This is a genomic window from Exiguobacterium sp. S22-S28, from assembly GCF_043359615.1.
GTDB lineage: Bacteria > Bacillota > Bacilli > Exiguobacteriales > Exiguobacteriaceae > Exiguobacterium_A.
The window spans coordinates 326,410-347,930 of the sequence record NZ_JBHFFC010000026.1 but is presented as its reverse complement, the minus strand read 5'-3'; the positions used below and the strand labels follow the sequence as shown (position 1 = coordinate 347,930).

19 protein-coding genes are annotated in these 21,521 nt (G+C 49.4%); 8 read left to right on the top strand and 11 right to left on the bottom strand.

Translation table 11 applies throughout. The features are described 5' to 3' along the window. Window positions 1-18 precede the first annotated feature (18 nt). A complete protein-coding gene (locus ACHA8N_RS08400) occupies window positions 19-396 on the top strand; it encodes a hypothetical protein (protein ID WP_393965424.1) in 378 nt (125 codons plus the stop codon). 63 nt (window positions 397-459) lie between these two features. Here the strand turns inward: ACHA8N_RS08400 and ACHA8N_RS08395 are convergent, their stop codons facing one another. After that, the gene (locus tag ACHA8N_RS08395) at window positions 460-1,269 is read right to left on the bottom strand and encodes an SDR family NAD(P)-dependent oxidoreductase (RefSeq protein ID WP_393965423.1); all 810 of its coding nucleotides are present in this window, start codon (window positions 1,267-1,269) and stop codon (window positions 460-462) included. 157 nt (window positions 1,270-1,426) lie between these two features. On the opposite strand from ACHA8N_RS08395, the gene ACHA8N_RS08390 reads away from it, so the two are divergent. Beyond that, a complete protein-coding gene (locus tag ACHA8N_RS08390) occupies window positions 1,427-2,887 on the top strand; it encodes an MDR family MFS transporter (RefSeq protein WP_393965422.1) in 1,461 nt (486 codons plus the stop codon). Window positions 2,888-2,934: 47 nt separating this feature from the next. Here ACHA8N_RS08390 and ACHA8N_RS08385 read toward each other — a convergent pair whose 3' ends face one another. After that, the gene (locus ACHA8N_RS08385) at window positions 2,935-3,837 is read right to left on the bottom strand and encodes a DMT family transporter (RefSeq protein WP_393965421.1); all 903 of its coding nucleotides are present in this window, start codon (window positions 3,835-3,837) and stop codon (window positions 2,935-2,937) included. Between the two features lie 43 nt (window positions 3,838-3,880). Between ACHA8N_RS08385 and ACHA8N_RS08380 the strand changes: the two genes are divergently transcribed. The 5 genes from ACHA8N_RS08380 to ACHA8N_RS08360 all read left to right on the top strand — a co-directional run bounded on the left by ACHA8N_RS08380 (window position 3,881) and on the right by ACHA8N_RS08360 (window position 11,160). Next, a complete protein-coding gene (locus ACHA8N_RS08380; protein ID WP_393965420.1) occupies window positions 3,881-5,998 on the top strand; it encodes a DNA topoisomerase III in 2,118 nt (705 codons plus the stop codon). Then, window positions 5,998-6,414 (top strand): hypothetical protein, encoded by a 417-nt coding sequence (locus ACHA8N_RS08375; RefSeq protein ID WP_393965419.1) that lies wholly within the window; start codon window positions 5,998-6,000, stop codon window positions 6,412-6,414. The genes ACHA8N_RS08380 and ACHA8N_RS08375 overlap by 1 nt, the downstream gene beginning before the upstream one ends. 71 nt (window positions 6,415-6,485) lie before the next feature. Further along, window positions 6,486-7,025: a hypothetical protein gene (locus ACHA8N_RS08370; RefSeq protein ID WP_393965418.1), complete on the top strand. Its 540-nt coding sequence runs from the start codon at window positions 6,486-6,488 to the stop codon at window positions 7,023-7,025. 233 nt (window positions 7,026-7,258) lie between these two features. Continuing rightward, complete coding sequence (locus ACHA8N_RS08365; RefSeq protein WP_393965417.1) at window positions 7,259-9,847, top strand: ATP-binding protein; 2,589 nt, start codon at window positions 7,259-7,261, stop codon at window positions 9,845-9,847. A gap of 176 nt (window positions 9,848-10,023) precedes the next feature. Continuing rightward, window positions 10,024-11,160, top strand: coding sequence for an MFS transporter (locus ACHA8N_RS08360; protein ID WP_393965416.1), 1,137 nt, complete (start codon window positions 10,024-10,026; stop codon window positions 11,158-11,160). Window positions 11,161-11,511: 351 nt separating this feature from the next. Here the strand turns inward: ACHA8N_RS08360 and ACHA8N_RS08355 are convergent, their stop codons facing one another. From ACHA8N_RS08355 to ACHA8N_RS08315, 9 genes are all read right to left on the bottom strand, one after another. After that, window positions 11,512-12,690, bottom strand: a complete 1,179-nt coding sequence (locus tag ACHA8N_RS08355; protein WP_393965415.1) for an MFS transporter — start codon at window positions 12,688-12,690, stop codon at window positions 11,512-11,514. 142 nt (window positions 12,691-12,832) lie between these two features. Continuing rightward, complete coding sequence (locus ACHA8N_RS08350; protein ID WP_393965414.1) at window positions 12,833-13,963, bottom strand: ABC transporter permease; 1,131 nt, start codon at window positions 13,961-13,963, stop codon at window positions 12,833-12,835. After that, window positions 13,963-14,664, bottom strand: a complete 702-nt coding sequence (locus tag ACHA8N_RS08345; RefSeq protein ID WP_393965413.1) for an ABC transporter ATP-binding protein — start codon at window positions 14,662-14,664, stop codon at window positions 13,963-13,965. Before ACHA8N_RS08345 ends, ACHA8N_RS08350 begins: the two co-directional genes overlap by 1 nt. Window positions 14,665-14,733: 69 nt before the next feature. Continuing rightward, window positions 14,734-15,276, bottom strand: coding sequence for an MFS transporter (locus tag ACHA8N_RS08340; RefSeq protein ID WP_393965558.1), 543 nt, complete (start codon window positions 15,274-15,276; stop codon window positions 14,734-14,736). A gap of 10 nt (window positions 15,277-15,286) precedes the next feature. Continuing rightward, window positions 15,287-16,714 carry an FAD-binding oxidoreductase gene (locus ACHA8N_RS08335; RefSeq protein WP_393965412.1) on the bottom strand — a complete coding sequence of 476 codons (1,428 nt, stop codon included), beginning with the start codon at window positions 16,712-16,714 and terminating at the stop codon, window positions 15,287-15,289. A gap of 8 nt (window positions 16,715-16,722) precedes the next feature. After that, on the bottom strand, window positions 16,723-17,745 hold the full coding sequence (locus ACHA8N_RS08330) for an ABC transporter permease (RefSeq protein ID WP_393965411.1): 1,023 nt from the start codon (window positions 17,743-17,745) through the stop codon (window positions 16,723-16,725). Continuing rightward, window positions 17,742-18,608, bottom strand: coding sequence for an ABC transporter permease subunit (locus tag ACHA8N_RS08325; protein WP_393965410.1), 867 nt, complete (start codon window positions 18,606-18,608; stop codon window positions 17,742-17,744). The genes ACHA8N_RS08330 and ACHA8N_RS08325 overlap by 4 nt, the downstream gene beginning before the upstream one ends. Before the next feature lie 25 nt (window positions 18,609-18,633). Further along, window positions 18,634-19,701 (bottom strand): DUF58 domain-containing protein, encoded by a 1,068-nt coding sequence (locus ACHA8N_RS08320; protein WP_393965409.1) that lies wholly within the window; start codon window positions 19,699-19,701, stop codon window positions 18,634-18,636. Between the two features lie 4 nt (window positions 19,702-19,705). Continuing rightward, entirely contained in the window at window positions 19,706-20,629 is a 924-nt protein-coding gene (locus ACHA8N_RS08315; protein WP_026833494.1) for an AAA family ATPase, read from the bottom strand. Window positions 20,630-20,881: 252 nt separating this feature from the next. Here ACHA8N_RS08315 and ACHA8N_RS08310 point away from each other — a divergent pair, with 252 nt between their 5' ends. After that, the gene (locus tag ACHA8N_RS08310) at window positions 20,882-21,496 is read left to right on the top strand and encodes an NAD(P)-dependent oxidoreductase (RefSeq protein WP_393965408.1); all 615 of its coding nucleotides are present in this window, start codon (window positions 20,882-20,884) and stop codon (window positions 21,494-21,496) included. The last annotated feature ends 25 nt before the right edge of the window (window positions 21,497-21,521 follow it).

Here is a 21,521-nt window from a genome sequence, read left to right as displayed (position 1 = left end):
AGACTGGAGTGAAGTATCATGATTGGTTCAGCGCTATCCATAACGTCTCTGTTGTTGTTAGTACTTATTGCAGCGTTTGGTCTGTTATTTGGAAGTCTCTTATTGCTGAAGCGAACGGTTCGGGGGCGGTATGCCGGCTTTTATTTACTGGCAGCTGCTATTTTTCCGGCCGCGATGATGATCACATCAGTCGAAGGGGGACTGATCGGACATTTGTTTTTTGAAACCGATTTATTTTTATCGATCGTTGCCTGGTTATTGATTCTCTCAACCGGTTATATGACGATGGTGACGGCAATGGTCACGTTCCGGTATGTGTATCGATATACCGCACTGCCGCGAACGCTTCAAAAATGGTGGACGGATCATATTCACCGTCCGAATCAGATGCACTAATCCAAAAAGACGTCCGTCGATTCCCAGCAGGGACGCGACGAACGTCTTTTCTTGTCTGACTGATCAGTTGGAGAAGCTGAATTCCTCTTCCGGCGCATCTTGTTGCTGATCCGGATTTTGAATGCGGCCCGTCACTTCCGTCAAGAGACGGCGTGGCAGGAATTTCGCGACGGTCACCATGGCACGGTTGCTTGCACCCGGCACGACGACCCGTTTTCCTTTTAATGTGCCGCGGTAGCCGGCGAATGCGACGAGATGAGACGGCATACTTTTGAACGGTAACGTGATTTTAGCCCGGTCAAAGAAGTTCGTATCCGTTGGTCCCGGACAGAGACACGTGACCGTGACACCGGATCCGTCGAGTTCTGACGCCAGCGCTTCTGAGAACGACAAGACGTACGCCTTTGTTGCATAATAGACGCTCATGTACGGACCCGGCATAAAGGCGGCGACCGAAGCGACATTGAGGATGCGACCAAATCCACGGTCGATCATCCCCGGAACCAAGCGTTTCGTCAGATCCGTCAGAGCGACGACGTTGACGTGAATCGAGTTGATATCTTCTGATGGATCGATTTCCGCAAAACGTCCCGACGTGGCAAAGCCGGCATTGTTGAACAATAAATCGACTGTCAGTTCATGTTCGTCGAGATAATCAATGACACGGGAGACGCTGTCCGCCTGCGACAGGTCAGCAGCAAACGTGTATGCTTTAATTTGATAACGTTTTTCAAGAACGTGTTTCAGTTCAGTGAGTTTCTTCTCGTTGCGGGCGATCAGGACACAATCAAAACCATCGCGTGCTGCGAGGACGGCTAAATCAAGACCGATGCCTCCAGAAGCACCTGTGATCAAAGCGGTTTTTCGTAACATAATAAAATCCTCCATTCGGTTGGTAAATCAATCTCTATTGTTTATCATTCCCTATTGTTCCCCCGATTCCTGCTCCGTAAGCATCTCCTTTTGGAAGTCGGACGATCATCGGTATGATAAGGACAGTGGAACATTCACAGAAAGCGAGTTGAACAGCGTGAGAAAAAACGTCACGATTGCCTTATTGTTAGCCACATTTTTAGCCGCGATTGAGGGAACGATCGTCGCGACGGCAACACCGGTCATGGCCAGTGAGTTGAACGGGGCCAAACTCGTCAGCTGGATTTTTGCAGGATTCCTGCTGTTTATGGCGGTTTCGACCCCGATTTATGGCAAGATGGCCGACCTGTACGGACGCAAACGTGTCTTGTTGTTCGGAATCGGCGTATTTACACTCGCCTCGTTAGCCTGCGGGCTTGCTCAGACAATGGAATCCTTAATCATCTTCCGTGCCGTCCAAGGCATTGGCGCCGGAGCGGTTTTACCGATTGCGATGACCATCATCGGAGATCTTTATACATACGAAGAACGAGGGAAGATCCAAGGTGTCCTCAGTGCGGTCTGGGGAATTTCCGGTGTGGCGGGACCACTCGTCGGCGGATTTTTAGTCGAAACGTTATCGTGGCGCTACATCTTTTTACTCAACGTTCCGTTTGCCTTGATTTCGTTTATCATGATCGTCGTGTATTACAAGGAAACTGTTAAAGCCACGACCCGGAAAATTGATTACCGGGGAGCCGTCTTATTTGCCGTTGGAATGAGTGCGTTGCTGTATGCCTTATTGTCGGGCAGTGAGTCCGAGACGTTTTTACGTCCGGTCATCTTGATCAGTTTTGGTGTCAGCGCCGGTTTGCTGTTTTGGTTTTACCGGGTCGAAAAGAAAGCGGCGGATCCGTTGTTGCCGCCGGCCGTGATTCGTCATCCGGTCATTCTCGTCATTAATCTGGCCGTCTTCTTTTCCGCCTGGGTCCTCGTTTCGATGTCCGCCTACATTCCAATTTTCGCACAGGGCGTACTCGGGAAAAGTCCGACCGAAGCTGGATTCATGCTGATGCCGTTGTCGTTGTTCTGGACGATTACTGCAATCATCGGCGGCCGGACGATTGGAATTGCTTCGCCGCGTTACCGGACGATGACCGGAATGGGGTTGCTGGTTGTCGGCATGATCATCTTGACCTTCATTGACCGGGCGTCGAGTGATGTCTTCATCTACCTTGCCGTCTCCTTGATCGGAATCGGCTTTGGTCTCGCCCAACCTGTTTTCATGGTCGTGCTTCAGACATCCGTCGACTGGTCACTCCGGGGATCCGCAACCGCCGTCAATTCTTTTTTAAGCACAACAGGACAGACGCTTGGTGTTGCGATTTTCGGCACGTTGTTCAACGTTTCGATCATTCAAGCCTTCAGTGATTCGCCGTTGCTGTCCACGTATACAATCGATCCGTTTTTCCAGTCGGACACAGCGGGACGGTACGGAACGGAAGTCCAGTCGGCAGCTGAACAGGCGCTGGCAAACGGGTTACATCTCGTCTTTATCGGGGGATTAGTCTGTGCCGTGCTCGCCTTTTTGATGACGTTTCGTCTGCCGAAAGTGCGTCCGGAAGATCCGACCAACTAAAAAAACACCAGCTGGATGTCCTTTGAATCAAGGGCATCCAGTTGGCGTTAACGTTCGGATTCGGACGTCGTGGCGGCGTTTTGTTGAGCGAATTGTTCCCGTATGTCACGTTCATTGCGTCGGAGAAACAGACCAATCCCGACCAGTAACAGTGTGGCTCCGGAAATCTGGATCCACGTCAACGATTCCTGAAACAAGAAGTAACCAAAAATCATTCCCCAGACGGCTTCACCGAGAATCGTGATGCTGACGATGCTGGCACTGACACGAGACAAGGCCCAGTTGAACAAGTTATGACCGAGCAGTGTCGGGAACACTGCGAGTAGAACATAGATACGCCAGTCGACTTGAAACGCAGCGACGAGGTTGACCGATTGGATGAGTGAAAACAGCAACAGAACGACGGAAGAAACGGCGTACACACCAAATGAATAGGTATTCGTCGAAACGCTTGTTCGGACATGTTGACCGAGCAACCAGTAACCGGCGACAAGAATCGTTGCCAGCAACGCCAGTCCGTCGCCGATTAAGGCACGCAGACCTACCGCGATGTCACCGTAAGCGACGAGCCCGCCGCCAAGAAGGGCGACACCAACAAAAAAGAGCGCCTTTTTTGACGGATGTTGTTTAAAGAAGACGGCGTTTCCGATCAAGACAAAAATCGGACTTGCCGTTACGAAGAGCGTCGAGCTGGCAACTGTCGTATAATCAAGAGACAAAAACCACAGCCAGAAGTGACCGGCTAACAGAATGCCGCTCAAAATCATATGGCGAATCGTTGTCGAACTGAGGCTGAGCAATTCTTTTAAGTGGATCAACGGAAGCAACAGCAACGTTGAAAACAGCATCCGGAAAAAAGCAACGGCTTCAATCGGGGTTTCGGCCCATTTAACAAAAATTGCAGATGTCGAGATAAAAAAGAGCGCCATGAATAAAGTGAAATAGGGCATGTGAACCTCCGCGTGTCTGAAGTAAGGAAATGAGGGTGAAACGATGCAATTAATCATTGCGGAAAAACCAAAACAAGCTGAAAAACTCGCAGCGCCATATCCATCGGTCAAGCGGGACGGATACATTGAAATTAAGCCGTGCGATCGTTTCCCGGCGGGTGCCAAACTGGCGTACGCGGTCGGACATTTATGTGAACTGCAGGAACCGGCGCATTATGATGCCAAGTGGAAACGGTGGAACTATGACCATCTTCCGATCATTCCCGAACGGTTTGATTACCGCCTGTCGCGTGGGAAAAGCAAGGCATTCCAAGTGATCAAGAAATTGTTAAATGAGCGGACGACAACTTCCATCATTATAGCATCGGATGCCGAGCGAGAGGGAGAGGCAATTGTCCGGCTGATTCTTCGCCTCGCGAATAATGCCAAGCCACTCCAACGACTCTGGATATCAAGTCTGACCCCACAAGCCGTCGATCATGGATTTGCCAATCTGCTCGATGGAAAAGAAACGGAAAATCTGTTTCATGAAGCGATGAGCCGGGCCTGTGCCGACTGGTTGATTGGGATGAATGCTTCGCGTGCCTATACGACCTTGCTCAAGAAAAAAGGGATTGCCGATGTCTTTTCGTTAGGGCGGGTTCAGACCCCGACGTTATCCTTGATCGTCGAACGTGAAAAACAGATTGAACACTTCCGACCGGAAACGTTTTTTGAAGTCGAAGCGGATTTTACGCGATACAAAGGCAAGTACATCAATGCGAAAAAACAGACGAAGATTACAGAACGTGAACTGGCAGAAGCGATCGTCGCCCGAACAACAGGGACAGGTGTCGTAGCAACGGTCGACAAGTCGGAACAAGTCGAAAAGCCGCCGTTCTGGTTCAGTCTGTCTTTATTACAGACGGAAGCGAGCCGACGCTTCGGACTAGGGGCAAAGGAAACACTCGACATCGCCCAAAAACTCTATATCCGAGGCTGGATCAGTTATCCCCGGACGGACTCATCATTTGTCTCAAAAGACGAAGCCAGCCAGTTTCCGTCGATCTTAAAACGTCTTCTTAAACAACCGGAGTATGCGGAACTGACCGACGTCCTGACCAAAAACCCGGCGACGAATAAACGGTATGTCAACTCGGCGAAAGTCAGTGACCACTATGCAATCATTCCGACGGAAGAAGCCGGAGCAGTCGCTAAATTGTCGGGCCGTGATGCACAGGTCTATGATTTGATCGTTCGCCGTTTTCTAGCCGCCTTTGCCCCGGATGCCCGTTCCGAGAAAACGGAGATCGTTACGCAGCGGGAGCAGGACCGGTTCATCACAAAAGGCAGCCGGTCGCTGGAACTCGGATTCAAACGTGTGCTGCAGATCGAAGCGAAGGAACTGGATTTACCGGCGGTCGAAATCGGACAACAGGTGCCGATCAAAAGTGCGAAGTTGCTTGAGAAACAAACGGAACCGCCTAAACGGTATACCGAAGGGACGTTGATTCTCGGCATGAAAACAGCCGGGAAGGTCCTCGAAAATGAACTGCAAGCAATCATGAAGGAAATCGAAGGGCTGGGAACAGAGGCGACCCGAGCCGGCATCATTGACGGGCTGAAGCGACGTGAGTACATTCAGGTCAAGAAAAAAGAAATTCACCCGACGGCGAAGGGACGGATTTTAATTGAAGCCGTCAGCGGAAGTATCCTTGCCTCGCCAGAGATGACCGCAAAATGGGAAAGCCGGCTCGACCAAATCGGGAAAGGTGAGGCCTCGGCAGCGCAGTTCGTCGAACAGGCTAAAAAGTTGTCACAACATCTCGTCGAAGACGCCAAAACACGTGTCGAACAACTCGAAGTGGATCCGACGCAAGTGCCGGCGAAGCGGGCACGGGGTGCGACAAACCGTCCTGTTGGGATCTGTCCGGTCTGTCAGGCGGAATTACTCGATCGCGGAAAATTCTACGGCTGCAGTGCCTATCAGAAAAAGAACTGTGGTTTTACGTTACCGAAAACAATTCTCGGTGCCCGCCTGACGCAAGCGGAACTGAAAAAGGTGTTGGCACATGAAAAAACGAAACCATTGGACATGAAAAAGAACGGACGAACGTTCCGGGCGATGTTATATCTCGAACAAAACCAGCTGAAATTTGAATTCGTGAAGGGAGAAGCCTGATGTATTACGATTTGATGGAGAACCAAACGTTTATCCCGATGTTTGAACGATTCTTGAAGGAAGGGACACGCTTGACCGTCTGGTTTCCAAACGAAGTGACGGTCGGACCGGCGGATGAGTTGATTTTGGAGGCGGAAGAGTTATTTGGTGTGACAGCAGAAGTCATTGATGACCCACAATCGTTTGGTAAAACCTTATTGATGCCGTATTTGACGGAACAGGAAACCCGGGAGGATGGATTTGTCCGTTACGACACCGAGATGACCGAGGAAGTCAAAGCGGTTTTACGTGAACTGACGTTGCCAATGATGACAGACGGTGATTTTGCTGTCCTTTATTCCTATCAGATTGATGTGCCGAACGGTTCGTTGTTTGTGGAAGATTGGTTTAATGCGGAAGTATTACTGGAAAACTAATTCGATACCGGAACCTGGACTGTTTGATTTGCATAAGTAAGTTAATCAAATCAAACAGGAGGGAAACTTGAATGAGAGAATTTGGAATCCATACCTTTGCATCGCTGTCGGAAATCGACGACATGACATTCGAAGAAGGCGGGGATGGTTTTTTTGCCGGAATGCCGGTTTTCATGGTCATCTTTTTTGTTCTGATACTTTCTGTTATCGTGATTTCATTGATTTCATCAGCCTCAAAAGGAATTTCGACGAATGGAATCACGACATCACTCCGGCATCATGCGTCACAACTCGTGACACCATCGGAATCGGGTGCCCGAGACTATTTGACATATATCCGTTCCTTGCCGGTATTTCCGGTTGAAAAGACGAATTTGGAACCGGTTCGTCTCGCAAAAGGAATTTTGATGCTGATTCAACAGACGGATTTAATCGAAGAAACAACAAAACAAGACATTCTGACGCAATATGCACGGCTTGGTCTGCTTGAAGGTGATCCATTAGCGGATGAGCAGCCGGTCCGTCGTCATTCGAGCGCACACGATCATCATCAGATGCATATCGATCAGCATCAGGCAGATCATCAAAGTTCCAATCATTCGAATATTTAACTCATTGTCCACTTCGTTCAACGGAGTGGACTTTTTATATGAAATCTATTCATTTGAGGAACAAAATACCGCTTTTTCGACATCTGTTTGTAACATACAACCGTTTAGATTAAAGTTAGATGAAAAGCGGTCTTTTTTGAGCATATTTAGTGGAATTCAATAAAAAAGCTTTAAAATAGAGTTTAGAAACGAAAAAATTGTGTATAAATGACACGATAGAGGGGGATCAATAGATGAAATCATGGCTTAATCGTACGATTGGACGCCAAATTATGTTCGCCTTCTATATGATTATTCTGACACTCGTGCTGACCTCAGCCGGTGTTTACTTTTATACGAAAAATCAAGTGCAGGATTCGCGTCAGGAACTGTTGACGTTGAATGATCATCGCACACGAGCGACGAACTTATACGAATCCTGGCAGAGTCTTCAATATGAGATGCGTGGATTCGTCCTGCTAGGTGATGAGGCAATGCTTGAAGAAATCGAACGGAAAAAAGACGCCATCAATCGTCAGACGACGTGGTTCGAAAAAAATGCGCGTTATAAAGAAGAAGAACAATACGCAACGGATGCCCGGGCGCTTTATAGTGCCTATACGGAACGCGTCATGCCGAGCCTGACGAACTATGTTGCCGCCAAAAAAGACGGTGATGTCACGGAACCATTTCTGCAGATGGCGACGCTCGGAAAAGTGACACAGGCACCGCAATTGGATCCGGACCGGAAATTCAACATCAAGACGAAAAGTGCAGCTGATATGAGCTCGAGCATCGTCGACATGGAAACGGTCTTTACAGATTATCGGAATTCATTAAATCAACAAGAGTTGGCAGCACAAGACAAACTCGGAAAACAAGTGAATGCGTCTCAGGTGCTGGGCTTCATTAATCTAGCAGTTCTGTTACTCATCATTGCTTTACTCGTTCGCCCGTTCGTGTCGAAGTTGACGGGACAGTTGCGCCAACTGAACCGCGAAAGCAGTCGATTGGCCAAAGGGGAAGACGCTACACCAATCCCTGTCGTGAACGAACGAGATGAAATCGGGGAATTGACGACGACGTTTAATCAAATGGCGGCGGCGATTTCCACCCAAAAAATGCAACTTGTCTCCAGTAACGACGAACTGCAAATTCAGCAGGAAGAATTGGTCGCGCAACAAGAAGAGTTGCAAACCCAACAAGAAGAGCTGGAAGAAGCCCTTGATATCACGTTACGGAATGAAACCCATTTACGTTACCGGAACGAACTGACGGAAACCCTCGCGTCACGCGAAACATTGACGGCCTATCCGGCGATCATCGAGAAGTTGATTACAATCACGGATGCCGAATTGGGGGCAATCGTCTTCCTTGAGGAAGACCGCTATACGGATATCGTCTCTTACGGGATGACTGTTGATCAGGAACGTAAACTCTTGACGTCCTCGATGTCCTTGCTCGAGCGGGCGCGCATGCACAAACGGGCTGTCCGGTCGACGAAACAGGTCACGAGTGATCATCCGCTTCCGTATCCATACAGCATGTATGAAACGGTCGTCCCGGTCATGGATCCGACGACAAATACGATGATTGCAAGCATTTATCTTGTTCGTTACCGTGATCAGTTTAATGACGATCAGACGGAAGAAATTTGGTCGTTCTCACGTCAATTGGCATTGTCGCTTCTGCGGATGCGGGTATTTGATGAAATCGAACGGGAACGAGAGAAAACGTCGAAACTGTTGCACTCGATCCGGGAAGCCGTCATCTACATCGAGGGCGGGAAAATCTTTGCCAATAAACCGTTATTGGCGTTGTTCCACCACCCGGCACATGATCAGTTCAACGATGACGGTTTGATGACGCTTGATGTCAAGATCGAAGAGTTGGCCGTTCAAGTCGACCAACATGAAGCGTTCTTGGATTATATGGACCGTGTGTGCAGTCATGAGATCCCGACGGAAGGGCTGTCATTATCTCTGAATAAAGAAGAACGGTTCGTCCATGTCTATGCGGAAGGCATCGATTACGGCGGACGATTCCGCGGAACCATGCTCGTCTTACGTGATGTGACGATTGAGACGGGAATCGATCGGATGAAGTCGGAATTCGTATCGACGGTTTCCCATGAACTGCGGACACCACTCGCCTCAATCTTTGGCTACACGGAATTGATGCTGGCGAAAGATTTGCCGGCGGATCGGCAACAACGCTACTTGACGACGATTCATACCGAGACACAACGTCTGACGAGTCTCGTGAATGATTTCCTCGACGTTCAGCGGATGGAATCGAGCCAACAGCAGTATCATTTCAAGGAGCTTGACCTAGCGAACTTGATCCAAGAAGTAGCCGAATTCCAAGCCGGTTCTGCGACACATCACCAATTGAGTCTCGAGACGGGCGATGCACCAGTACGACCGGTCGAGGCGGACGAAGCGAAGATGCGGCAACTGTTTGGAAACCTCATCAATAACGCCATCAAGTATTCACCGGACGGCGGACAGGTGGAGTTACGACTCGAGGAATTAGATGACCGGTTACGGGTCACGGTTTCGGACGAAGGCATCGGTATTCCGCGTCAGGCGTTACCGGAGTTGTTTGGTAAGTTTTATCGGGTCGATAACTCCGACAGCCGGAAAATCGGCGGAACCGGTCTTGGCTTGGCGATTTGTCAAGAAATCGTCCGGGCGCATGAAGGGTTGATCCATGTGGAATCGACGGAAGGAAAGGGTTCGGTCTTTACAGTCGAGCTGCCGTTCGTTCAAGCAGAGGTATCGCTTGAAGAAATCGTGGAGGCGTCTTTATCATCAAATGACCATCTTCGAAAACACAAATAATGATGCGTACAGCAAAGACAGTGGGTTCCCCGGAACACACTGTCTTTTGTTTTGGACAACGAAAGTGGATTGTAAGGCGATGGAAACGGGAAAATGATGGGTAAGAAAGCACTCACTCTATTCAAAAAAAGGAGTTGTTTTAAATGAACCCTGTCCGTCCTCCTTGTTAAGTCGGGTTGCGTCGAAATATCCGGATTCTTTACTTGATTCGTTTTGCGACAGCTTGTATTCCGGCCTATGTCATCGAGCGGTTGTTTTGGGAGCAACGCGGAATGACGATTCAAGATGTCATCTACGCGGAAATCGTTTTTGCGTTGACGCTGGTCGTGTTGGAAATTCCGTTTGGTCTGATAGTTGACCGGTTTGGTCGTAAGATGGGCATGATCATCGGTACGTCGTTTGAGTGTTTCTCGTTTCTTGTTCTGCTGCATGCCTTTAGTCTGCCGTCCTTTTTATTCGCAATGGTGCTGGCGGGAATCGGAACAGCTGCCATCAGCGGGACGGAAGACGCATTGTTGTACGAGTCGATGCAACAGACGGGGGCAAGTGATCGGTTTGAGCAGACGGTCGGGCGAATGAACGCGGTTGGTCTTGGGACGGCAGGCGAGGCCGCTCTGTTGGGAGCGTGGCTCGCACAATCGTTTGATTTGATTACCCATTATTATCTTTCCTTCGGTTTTTTGGTCTGTGCGGTACTGGCGAGTTGTCTTTTGTCGGACACACACAGTGCACGGCCGGCGACCGAACGAACGAATGACAGTGGATGGAATCGTCTCTTGAAAATCCCGGCGCTTGTCCGGATTGTCTTGTTTACCGTCATGTTTGGTACGACGATCACCTTTTTAGATGAGTTTTGGCAACTGTATGTCCGGGATCAGGGGATTGCCGTTTCATGGTTTGGTATCATTCTGATCAGCTTGATGACGGCTCAGGGAATTGGTAATCTGTTACCGAAGCCAACACGTCCGTATAAGGTTCTGTGTTATTTGTTGCTGTTGTATACGAGTGGAGTCATTCTGCTCGCCGTGATGGAAGGCAGTTGGTCGGTATTGCTGCTGATCGGTATTTTTTTGATCTACGGGTGGTCGGAACCTGTTTTGACGACGTTGTTGCAAGACTGTTTGCCGGATGAACGTCGGGCGACCGGCAGTTCGACGGTCTCGTTCGTCGAGAGTCTCGCGACGATGGCAGCGGGACTCGGTTTCGGACACATCAGCCAGGCGATCGGTTTAAACGGGGCGTACTTTTACCTCGGTCTGACCGGTCTGTTGCTGGGACTCGGAATGATGTTTGTCTTGCGGATAAGGGGTTGATAATCCAATTCGGATTTTAGAATGCCTACTTTTTGCTGAAAGAGTTGCGTGAAGCGAGTAATTCCTGTCAAACAAAATGGGGCTGATTCAAAAAAGAATTACTCGTCTTTTCACGCCCTTTCCTCAGGCGAGACACAAGCCAGTTTTCCTGCCTCATTCAGGCAGGAAATCGGGTCTTGTTTGTCTCTGACAGCGCAAAAATGCGCTTTTTCCTGTAGGAGTTGCGTGAAGCGAGTAATTCTTTTTTTACGAGATGAGGGTGGCAGATTATAATCTGCCACCCTCATCTGTGTCGAGATTGACGTTTAAGTCAGCCTCATGTTCATGGATCGTATTCAAAACGTGGATCAATTATGAAACGTGGCGTTCCGCAGAGGCGGGGACGGATTGTTGAAGCCGCCGTGCCGAAGGAAGCATCAACAGCGCGATGACAGCGGCAATCCAGTACACGATTTCGATGTTCAAGCGGTCCGCAAGCAGACCAAACAGTAAACTGCCAAGACAAAAACTGAGGGTGTAGACGGTTTGCTGCATGCTGTACACATAAGGTAACCGGGCGATTGGTGTGGCTTCCTGCAACCGCGTGTTCATGTCAATGGCCCGTAATTGACTGGCTGCTCCTTGTACGATACAGGCAACGATGGCAAACACGACATGCGGTGCCGAGGCGAAGAGAACCGTCGCACCAATCGATAACACGACACTGCTCAGCAACAAGGGTGTCCGTTTCGTGCGACGGAGCATATAGTAACTGCCACCGATCATGCTCAGCAGGTAAAAGGCATTGAGAATGCCCCACCAACTGCCGGACAGCGCGAGGTGCGTATCGATATAAACAAGAAACAACGCTGAAATCCAGGCAGTGCTCGCAAACGCATCGATGCCGAGTAACGTCGTATTGAGACGGGCCGCTGGATGCGTGCGGGTATACCGAAAACTCGATTGGAAAGTCGGCGATTCGTCCGAATCTTCGACCGGATCAGCCAGATGCCGCACTTGATGATGAAACAACGTTGTCCAAAGGGTCGCTCCGATAAACAAGCCGAAGGAAATCATCAAAACAAGATGCGGCGAACCAACACTGACGAAAATGGCTCCAAGCGGCCACATCACGAGTTGGACGACTTGATTGGTTCCTTGGACCAAACTGTTGGCTTTTTGCAAATCATCGGTGATACGGGGCAGGAAGGCACTCTCGATGGGACGTGCAAAACCATCGAGGAACGCAATCCAAACGACGCACACGAGAAGAGAAGCAAGAGGAAGATCAAGAAAAACGATCAGTCCCAATGTGATGGTTTTAATCAGTTGGCTGAACAACAGCAAGGAGGCATGTCGAAAGCGTCGTGCAAGAGAAGCAAAGAAAAATCCGCTCATGGTCATGCCGGCTGTCACGGCAATCGGAAACAAGGCAGCTGTACTGGCTTGACCCGTTTGTTGGTAAAGGGTAGCGATGAGCGCGGCGATGTAGAGCGCATCTCCCGCATTCGCTACCCACTGGCTGACCAGTAAAGTTGTAAATCGGTTCATCTAAAAAACCTCCACATCGTTCGTATTTAGTTGGTGGATGGATCAATAGATGGATTTACATCGGTCGCCCTCATTTCGCTTTTTTTTGATTGTATAAGGAAAATAATGGATTGTCAACGTTATCACGGATGCTCTCGAGGTTTTAGACCGGTCGTTGTTTTTTTAACGCCCGCATATTGAGCAAAACGAACAGAGTCATGAAACCGGTCAAAACGATTAAATCCATCCAAATATCCGTGAAACCGGCGCCTCGAATCATGATGTTTTGCAAGGCGTCTGCCGCGTAGGTCAACGGCATCAAACGATTGATGACTTCCACCCAGGTCGGAGCATCGCTCAAGTCAAAAAGTCCACTGAAAAAAATCTGCGGAACGATGGCGAGCGGGATGAACTGAATCAGTTGAAATTCCGTCCGGGAAAAACTCGACAACAGTAAACCGAGTGATAAGGCAACGCTGGCCGTCAAAAGATTCACGAACAAGAGCAGGAAATAGTTTCCTTCCTGCGTCACGTCCAGAACGTTGACGATAAACAATTGGATGAGGATCGTCTGAATCGTCACGAACAAGAAAAATCCGACGAAATAACCGAAGACGATGCTCGACCGTTTAAGGGGAGTCGCAAGCGTTCGTTCAAGTGTCCCGCTGGACCGTTCCCGCAAAAAGCTGACACCGGCAATGATAAAAACAAACAAGAAGATGAAGAACCCCATCAAGGCAGGCGCGATTTGATCAAACAATTCCGCATCCGGACTACCGTACAAAAACTGGATGTCCGGTTTAGCGGTCACAGGCACGACAGGGGACGGAGCGTCGAACGTCTGGTTCGTCAACGCGGTGAGTCGTTGTTGCAACTGCTTGACGGTCTCCAAAAGTTTGGTGTTCGTCGCGGTGGCCTGTTGCCCCTGAATCGTGATCAACGTCTCTTGAATGACTTGAAGTGCCGTGGCATTTTTCGAGACATCGCCACCTTCTATCAAAATCTCCGGTTGACCGTTCTGATAGGTGATCAAGGCTTCAATCCGTTGATCATCGAGTGCGTCCCTGCCCTCGGCTTCCGTTTTAAAAGACGCTGTCTCGGTTTTGGAAGTCAACGTGTCTGCAAAGGCAGACGGTACATCAACCATTCCGATCGTCACGTCGTCGGAACTTGAGCCGAGAATCGTCGACAGTAAAAAGAGGACAAACAACGGAGCAAGGAACATCATCGCAATCGTTCGTTTGTCCCGAAAAATTTGGGAGATGACACGTTCAGCTACCGTAAGTGTTTGCATCAGGCTCGCTCCTTTTGAATAAACGCTTCGTCGATGGAGCCGAAGCGTTGCACCAGTTCGGCTGGGGTTCCGGCATCAATCAGACGACCATGCTGAATCAATAACAACCGGTCACACCGTTCGGCTTCATCCATGACGTGTGTCGTAACAAGGATGGTCACGCCCGACCGGCGTAATTGTTCAAATTCGTGCCAAAAAGTTTTTTTGAGGGCGGGATCAATTCCGACCGTCGGTTCATCAAGCAACAGTAAACTGGGTTCATGAATCAAGGCGATGGCAAGGCTGAGCCGCCGTTTCATGCCGCCTGAGAATTGATGAATCGGACGGTCAGCATCGTTCTTTAAATCAACGAACTGAAGCACCGTCTCGATTCGTGCACGAAGCCGGGCTTTTTTCAGACCATACAGCTTTCCGAAGTAACGGAGGTTGCCGCGCGCCGTCAAGTCTTCGTATAAAGCATCGGCTTGAGCCATATAGCCGATCTGTTCTGCCTGTTCCAATGAGGGTTGTTTCGCTCCGAGGACGGTCACTGTTCCTTTCGTCGGTTGCTGAAGCCCGATCAAGGATTTGATCAAGGTCGTTTTTCCCGATCCGCTTGGTCCAATCAAGCCGACGATTTCCCCATGCCCGATCGTAAACTGTACATCTGTCAGGACCTTGATTTTTCCGAACTGTTGGGAATAATTCATTACGTCGATCATATCGTCACATCCCTTCTCTTTTCCTATACCCGATTCAAGACCGGTCGGTGAACCATCACGTCATTTTTTTTAAGGTCTGGGCCGGCTGAACCATAAACGCAAGGTGACATAAAAATAACAGGCGGAAATGAGGTAAAACAGGCTTCCGATTGTCAGGAAATCAATCAGGTAACCTGCCGCGATGATACCAAAAGCAGACCAAAGCGACGTCTTAAAATGATAGTGACCAACGGTACGTCCGATGGTCGTCGGAGCCATGTCTTGCCGGGCAAGAACGGTTTTTTCAGTGTTTTTTTGGAGAGCACCTAGCACCCCCATGATGATTTGAATCAGATAGACGTGGCTGATTTCCGTCACGATTGGAACGTATAACAAAATCAATGCCATGCCAAAGGCATGGATCATCAGCAGAAAACGGTCGCCAAACCGGTCACTGAGGCGACCGATTCCGAGATAGGCGAAGGCGGAAGTCAAGGTGAACAGTCCGTAAGCAAGACCGAACTGGGCATAGGAGTCGCCAATTTGACGAACCAGCAGCAGATAAAAAGGAAAAATGACGCTGCTGCTCATTAAAATCATACTTTGAATGCGGATAAAAAGAGGATAGTGCATCATCGTCGCCTCACTTGAAATAGTCAATATAAAACTGGTTCATGAAAATCGCTTCCGGATCATACTGCTGTTTCGCTGCTTGGAAGGAGGCAGCTTTCGGATACGCCTGTTGAAACTGGGCGCGTGTCGCAAACGGATAATACGGCAGGTAATAACTGCCGTGATGATCAATTGTCGCATCAATCAATTTTTGGACGATTCGTTTCGTCTGCCGGATGGAAGCGGCATCGGTCTCCGTGTTGATCAGCCAGACCAGGGCGAACATATCTTGTTTCGCATAGGACAGCACAGCCGATTCATCCCGTTCAACGTAGCGGATCGTGATGTTTAAAACATTCAGTTCCTCCGTCGTCAAAATCGACCGGAGCTGATCGATGTACGGAACAAAAGATTCGACCGGAACAAAGTATTCCTGCAACAGTTCGGTTCGACTGGGACTCGTATAGTCCATAAAGGCACTATCGGAGCGCATGACGTTGTTACGGGATTGAAACGTACCACTTTGTTTCAGGAAATAGGATTTCTGGAACGACCATAATTGATTTTTCCCGAATTCGCTGTAACGGGAGAGACCAAGCAAGGCCTTCGGTAAGGCGATGATGGTTTCCTGCTTGAGCGTTTCGTCTTCAATCGGGATCGTCCGGTCAGTTTTGCGGTAATTCGTTACATACATCTCTTTGAAAAAGCCGTCCGGTGCAACAGAAATCCGTCCGATGTGCATCCTGACATCTGCATCATCAAGCACGTGTTGTTGAAAATAGCTTGGATACTCACGGTAATCCAACGCGATAGTCTGCTCCGTATACCACTCGTCTTCGGTCAGTTTGAAGGTGACATCCAATATGACACCAAACAGACCATATCCTCCTGGGACCAACCGGAATAAATCAGGATGCTCCGTCCGGCTGACGTTAATGATGTGACCGTCGGCGTTCAGCAGACGAAACGATTCGACCGTGTCGAGCAACGAACCGTATCGGATATCACGTCCGTGGACATTAACGCTGAGCGCTCCTCCGACTGTGAAGATGTTTTGCGACTGCATGACTTGGATCGCAAGTCCGTCCGGCTGAATCCGTTCTTGAATCTCGGCCCATGTAATTCCGCTTTGGACCGTGATTCGCCGCTGTTTTGGGGCATAGTCCAAAATCATGTCATAGTTCGTCATATCAAGGACCGTCGCGTCGGCCAAGTAAGTATGTCCGCCTTGGCTGTGTTGAAGTCCGGCAATCGAAATCGTTTCGTGATTCCGTTTTGCCTGCCGTATCCAGTCCGTCAGTTCATCCGGCGATTGAGCGGAACGGACCTGTTTGATTCGGGTCGGTAAGAGCTTGGACTGGTCCGAGCTGATCGGTTTTGGATGTTGATACTGCCAGACCGACCAAGAAAAAGCCGCCATATATAGAACTATGACGGGAAAAATGATGATTCGTTTCATACAGCCTCCTAAGGTTTCGTCGAGATGCGGATAGGTTCAAATGGATCAGACAGTTGCGTCGCTGCTGCTTCGGCCTCGGCAAGTTCCTGCATGGGAGCATGGACCAATTGTTGCCGGCGCAAGCGGTACGCGCGTTCCAGCCGACTCGTCAATAGGTTGGCGAAGAACACAAGCAAGGCTAACGCGATGGCTGGGACCAGGAACATGTGATTGATCCAGGAGAGCGCTGTGAATTGCAGGAAATAATAACCGAACTGGGACGCCCATTCGAAAATGGTCGGCGCGACCCCGTCACCAAATAAAAGAAGGGATCCACCAAAGAAAACACCAAACAAGGAAATGTGAATCAAGACCATCAAAGTCTGGACGAATTGTTGCATGAAGACGATCGTCAACGTCGGCAACAAATGCGGCCAGATGTGTGTCCGGAATTGGTAAAATGGACTGCCGCCGAGCGTCCGGGCAACGAGCATGAACTCTTGCGCGCGCAACTGCCGGGTTTCACTAATTAAGTAAAGCAACAGGGCGGGTAAACCGAGTAACGTCAGGACGCTTACTTCGAGCAAGACCCGGGATGACATGGACGGAATCAAGGCCGGATCGGTCAACAATAAAGCAGGCAATAAAATAAACAATGCGAGCAATGAGATCGGGATGATCAAAAAGCCGTCCAACAGGAGTCGCAGACCGGTGTAGAGGCGTTTTCCGCGGAAAGCAAGCGGAACACCAATCAACAAAGCGAGAGCAATCCGGACAAAGGCGACCGTGAAACAAACGCCGATCGTCCACTTGGCGCCCTCAATCAGCAATTGCAACAAATCGTTCCCGGCACGATCCGTTCCGAGCCAGTGCTCACTCGACGGTTCGAGTGGAGAGGTCGCAAGCAGCGTTCCATCGGCCGAATAAAGATTCGTGATTTGATCGACTTGACCATCTCGAAAAAGTGTATTGCCGACACTGAGCGTCATCAACGCAGCGAACAGGAGCAAACCAATCCAGAAGAGTGGATCTCGTATCAAGACACGTCTCATGAAATTCCTCCTTTCCACGAGCGGGGAATACAAAGTTCCACAACAGTATCAAAAATGAAAAAGGGAACATAAATCAAGAGCAGTAAAACAAGCAGAATCGAAAAATCTTGATTGATCAAAATGAACCGGAACATCCCCTGAACGTTAAAGGTATATTCGATGACGACAAGGCTTGAAAGAATCGTAATGATATTCGTCCGGAAAAACAAATAAAACCGGTAAAACAGGTTCGGCAGCAAATGTTGCCAAAACAGACGGGGCGATTGGATACCCTTGGCACGGGCGAGTTCGAGGTAACTTGCCCCTTGTTCTTCCTGAATGCGTCCGGTCAACCACTTGATGAAGAAAAAGACCGTCGTCAACGATAACGTCAAAATGGGTAAAAAACGAACGTGATCGTCAGCTCCACCGGCGATTTCGATTCGGTTGAATCCGGTCGTCTTAAATAAAATGATGACGATACACTGTGAAAAGATGACCCAAAACAGATCTGGAACCATTTCCAGCGTCCGTGTCACTTGCGTCAAGAGCGAACGAATCTTGGGACCGGCTTGATAAAACAAAAAGGCATACAGTAAAGCCGCGACTGCCGAGCAGATCAAGGCACTGCTGAAGATTAGAAGCGTTTCCTGTATAAATGGTTCGAGATCCGGAAACAACAATCTGTTTTCCGCAGCCGTCGCATTATAATATGTGATGGTGTCCCACGCCGTCAGCAGGTTGAGTTGCTGTTCGACCGTCTTGAAGTATTTGGAAAAGTCCGGTCGCATTTGGACGATCAGACTGGGTAAGGCACTGACGCCGAGCAGGACGAGTAGGGCCATAATGAGTTGAATGGTCTTGCGGATGACAAATGACTGCATGTTTTCCCTCCTGTACGCCACCGGTTTATCCGATGGCTTGAATGTTGTCATTACCAATTTGAATCAACTGGCCGTTGCGGTTTTTCCGACGCATGACATACCGTTCGAATTGACCGGTCGCGATATAGTCGTCCCGCGTCGACAGTGTCGACAGTGTCAGCAGGATCTGTTTGAGTTGGGGTTGTCCTTCCTTCAGTTTCAGATGGGTCATCTGATTATTCGCATCCAGACGATTTAAGAACAGTTCGATTTTGCAGCCTTCTTTGATCAGTTCACTGACCAGAAACGCCGTTTGATCAATGAAAGTCTCGAAGTTCATATGGAGTCCGTAACCGCTTGGTCCGGAAAGATTCAAAGCAAGTGTGAACGTATCTTGGTTACTCGTTTCAAAAACCTTTGCCTGCAGTCGTCCGGTTTTCGCCGTCGCATACCAATCGATTTCTTTCGACGGTTCGGCCGTGTAAGGTTTTGCCCCGAGTTGCACCAGTTTATTTTTAAGCGGAGAGTACCGATCGGCACGGTCCCCGATCCGAAGACGATGCAACAAAAGCGGTGTCGCTTGTGCCGTCAATGAGGGGAGAACCGTGAATCGGGGAAAGGCATCAAAGGTGAACAAGTAGACACCCATCCGCCAGGGCAGTTTGATCGTCAAGGTGATTTCGTCAAATGCGGACGGTCCCCGGCGGGTCGTCCGGATCGGAATATCCAGTTGCTCATGCGTCCCGATGACGGCATGGTACGTATGGGGATGAAGCGGATCCATGTCCGGAAAGACCAGCCCCTCGTCGGTATGCAGACGAAGCGTCGTCTTGAGACCCAGTTTTTGGAGAGCCTCAAGACCAAACAACTGCAACCGTAACGTCGTCGACTCATGATTGAACATGAGCGGCTCATAATGTTTCCATTCCAAGGCAATGGTCGTCATCAATTGTTTTTCCGTCCGACCGACGACGTAATGAACCGTCGCAAGCGATGCGAAGCCGAAACCGAGTAACGATAATCCCGGTATGAACAAGAAGACGAATGTCAGAATGATGTAAACGGGGAACAACCGCGATTCGAGCCAAAATGGGACAGAACGCTCAATCTGCATCGTGTCACCCCATTTCGACCGGAACAGGAATGTCGTCGAGCAAATGCACCAAAAGATCGGCTTTCGTCGTTTTGATACCGCCTTCGAGTGTAAGCGTCAAGCGGTGGGACAAGACATGTTTAGCCAGGTATTTGATGTCTTCCGGAATGATGAAGTCACGTCCGTTGAGGAAGGCGTAACTTTGAGAAGCCCGCAGTAACGCAATCGCACCACGGGGACTGACGCCAACTTCGACCAAAGCATGATGACGGGTCGCCTGAACGATTGCAAGCAGATAATCGAGGACGTCCTGTGAAGCGTGGACCCGCCGTGCTGCTTCCTGCCAAGTAATCAAGTCACCGCCCGTCGCGATTCCGACGGCTTGTTTCCGGACGTTCGCCAACACTTCAATCAATAATTGGCGTTCATGCTCAAGATCCGGATAGCCGACTTCAATCGCTACCATGAACCGGTCGAGCTGGGCATCGGGCAGCGGGAACGTGCCGGCGGATTCAATCGGATTTTGTGTCGCGATGACAAAAAACGGGGCCGGCATCTGATACGTCGTGCCGCCGATCGAAACTTGACGCTCTTCCATCGCTTCGAGTAGCGCGGACTGGGTCCGGGGGACGGCCCGATTGATTTCATCAATCAAGACGACGTTGGCAAAGAGGGGACCCCTTTTGTTTTCAAACTCTTGCGTCTTCAGGTTAAAGAAGTCAGAACCGATGACGTCTGACGGCAGGAGATCGGCCGTGAATTGGATCCGAGAAAAGGCACTGTCAAAACTGTTGGCGAGTGCTTTAGCAAGCATCGTTTTCCCGGTACCGGGTACATCTTCGAGCAAGATATGACCTTCTGCGATTAATGCTGTCAGACACAAATCGATGACATCAGCTTTCCCGAGATAAATCGTATTTAATTGATCCTTCAGTTGTTGCAGTTTCATAAAATTCCCTCCGTATCAGTTAATTTGAATTCGAATGACAGCCATTTTTGGGAGATTTGAAGCGCATGGCGATGACGGATCTCCATAAAAAGAACAGGATAAGGAAAAAATACCCAATATTATTAACTGAATTTTAGCACAAAATGAAATTGAGAAGGAACCATTTTCTGAAAATATGAAAAAGCTAACACGATTAATGATAGAAAAGGAAGGGTACATCAATTAAAGAACACGCCAGAGGAGGAATTTTTGATGAAGCTGATTATTTTCGGAGCAACCGGTCAAACGGGACAAGAATTAGTCAAACAAGCAATCGCCCATGGGCATACCGTGACGGCTTTTGTCCGCAGTCCAGATAAACTCGAGTTGACAGACGAGAAACTGCAGATTATAAAAGGGGACGTACTTAACCAAGAAGCGGTAAATCAAGCCGTGCAGGGACAAGACGCAGTATTGACGGCCCTCGGAACCGAAAGTCTGGCGTACAGCGGATTTTTAGAACGCAGTCTTCTGCGAATCATCAATGCGATGAAGGTTAATGGCGTCGAACGAATCGGGTATGTCGCTTCGGCGGGAGTGGATCAGGAACTGCCGGGTGCCCAAGGCTTACTGGCCCAGCAAATCCTGAAGAACCCGTTAAAAGATCATCGTCAGGCCATCGAACTGTTGAAACAAGCGGATGTCGCCTATACGGTGGCACGACCGCTGCGTCTCATGAACGGTCCGTTGACCGGACTGTACCGGCAAGCCGATACCGGTGTACCGGAACAAGCGAAACAAATCAATCGTGCCGATGTCGCTCACTTTTTACTCGAAGCAATCGAGCAGGACGAACACGTCCGGGGGAGCATTGGACTCGCGGAATAAGAAAAGCCGATTTTCATGGACCTCA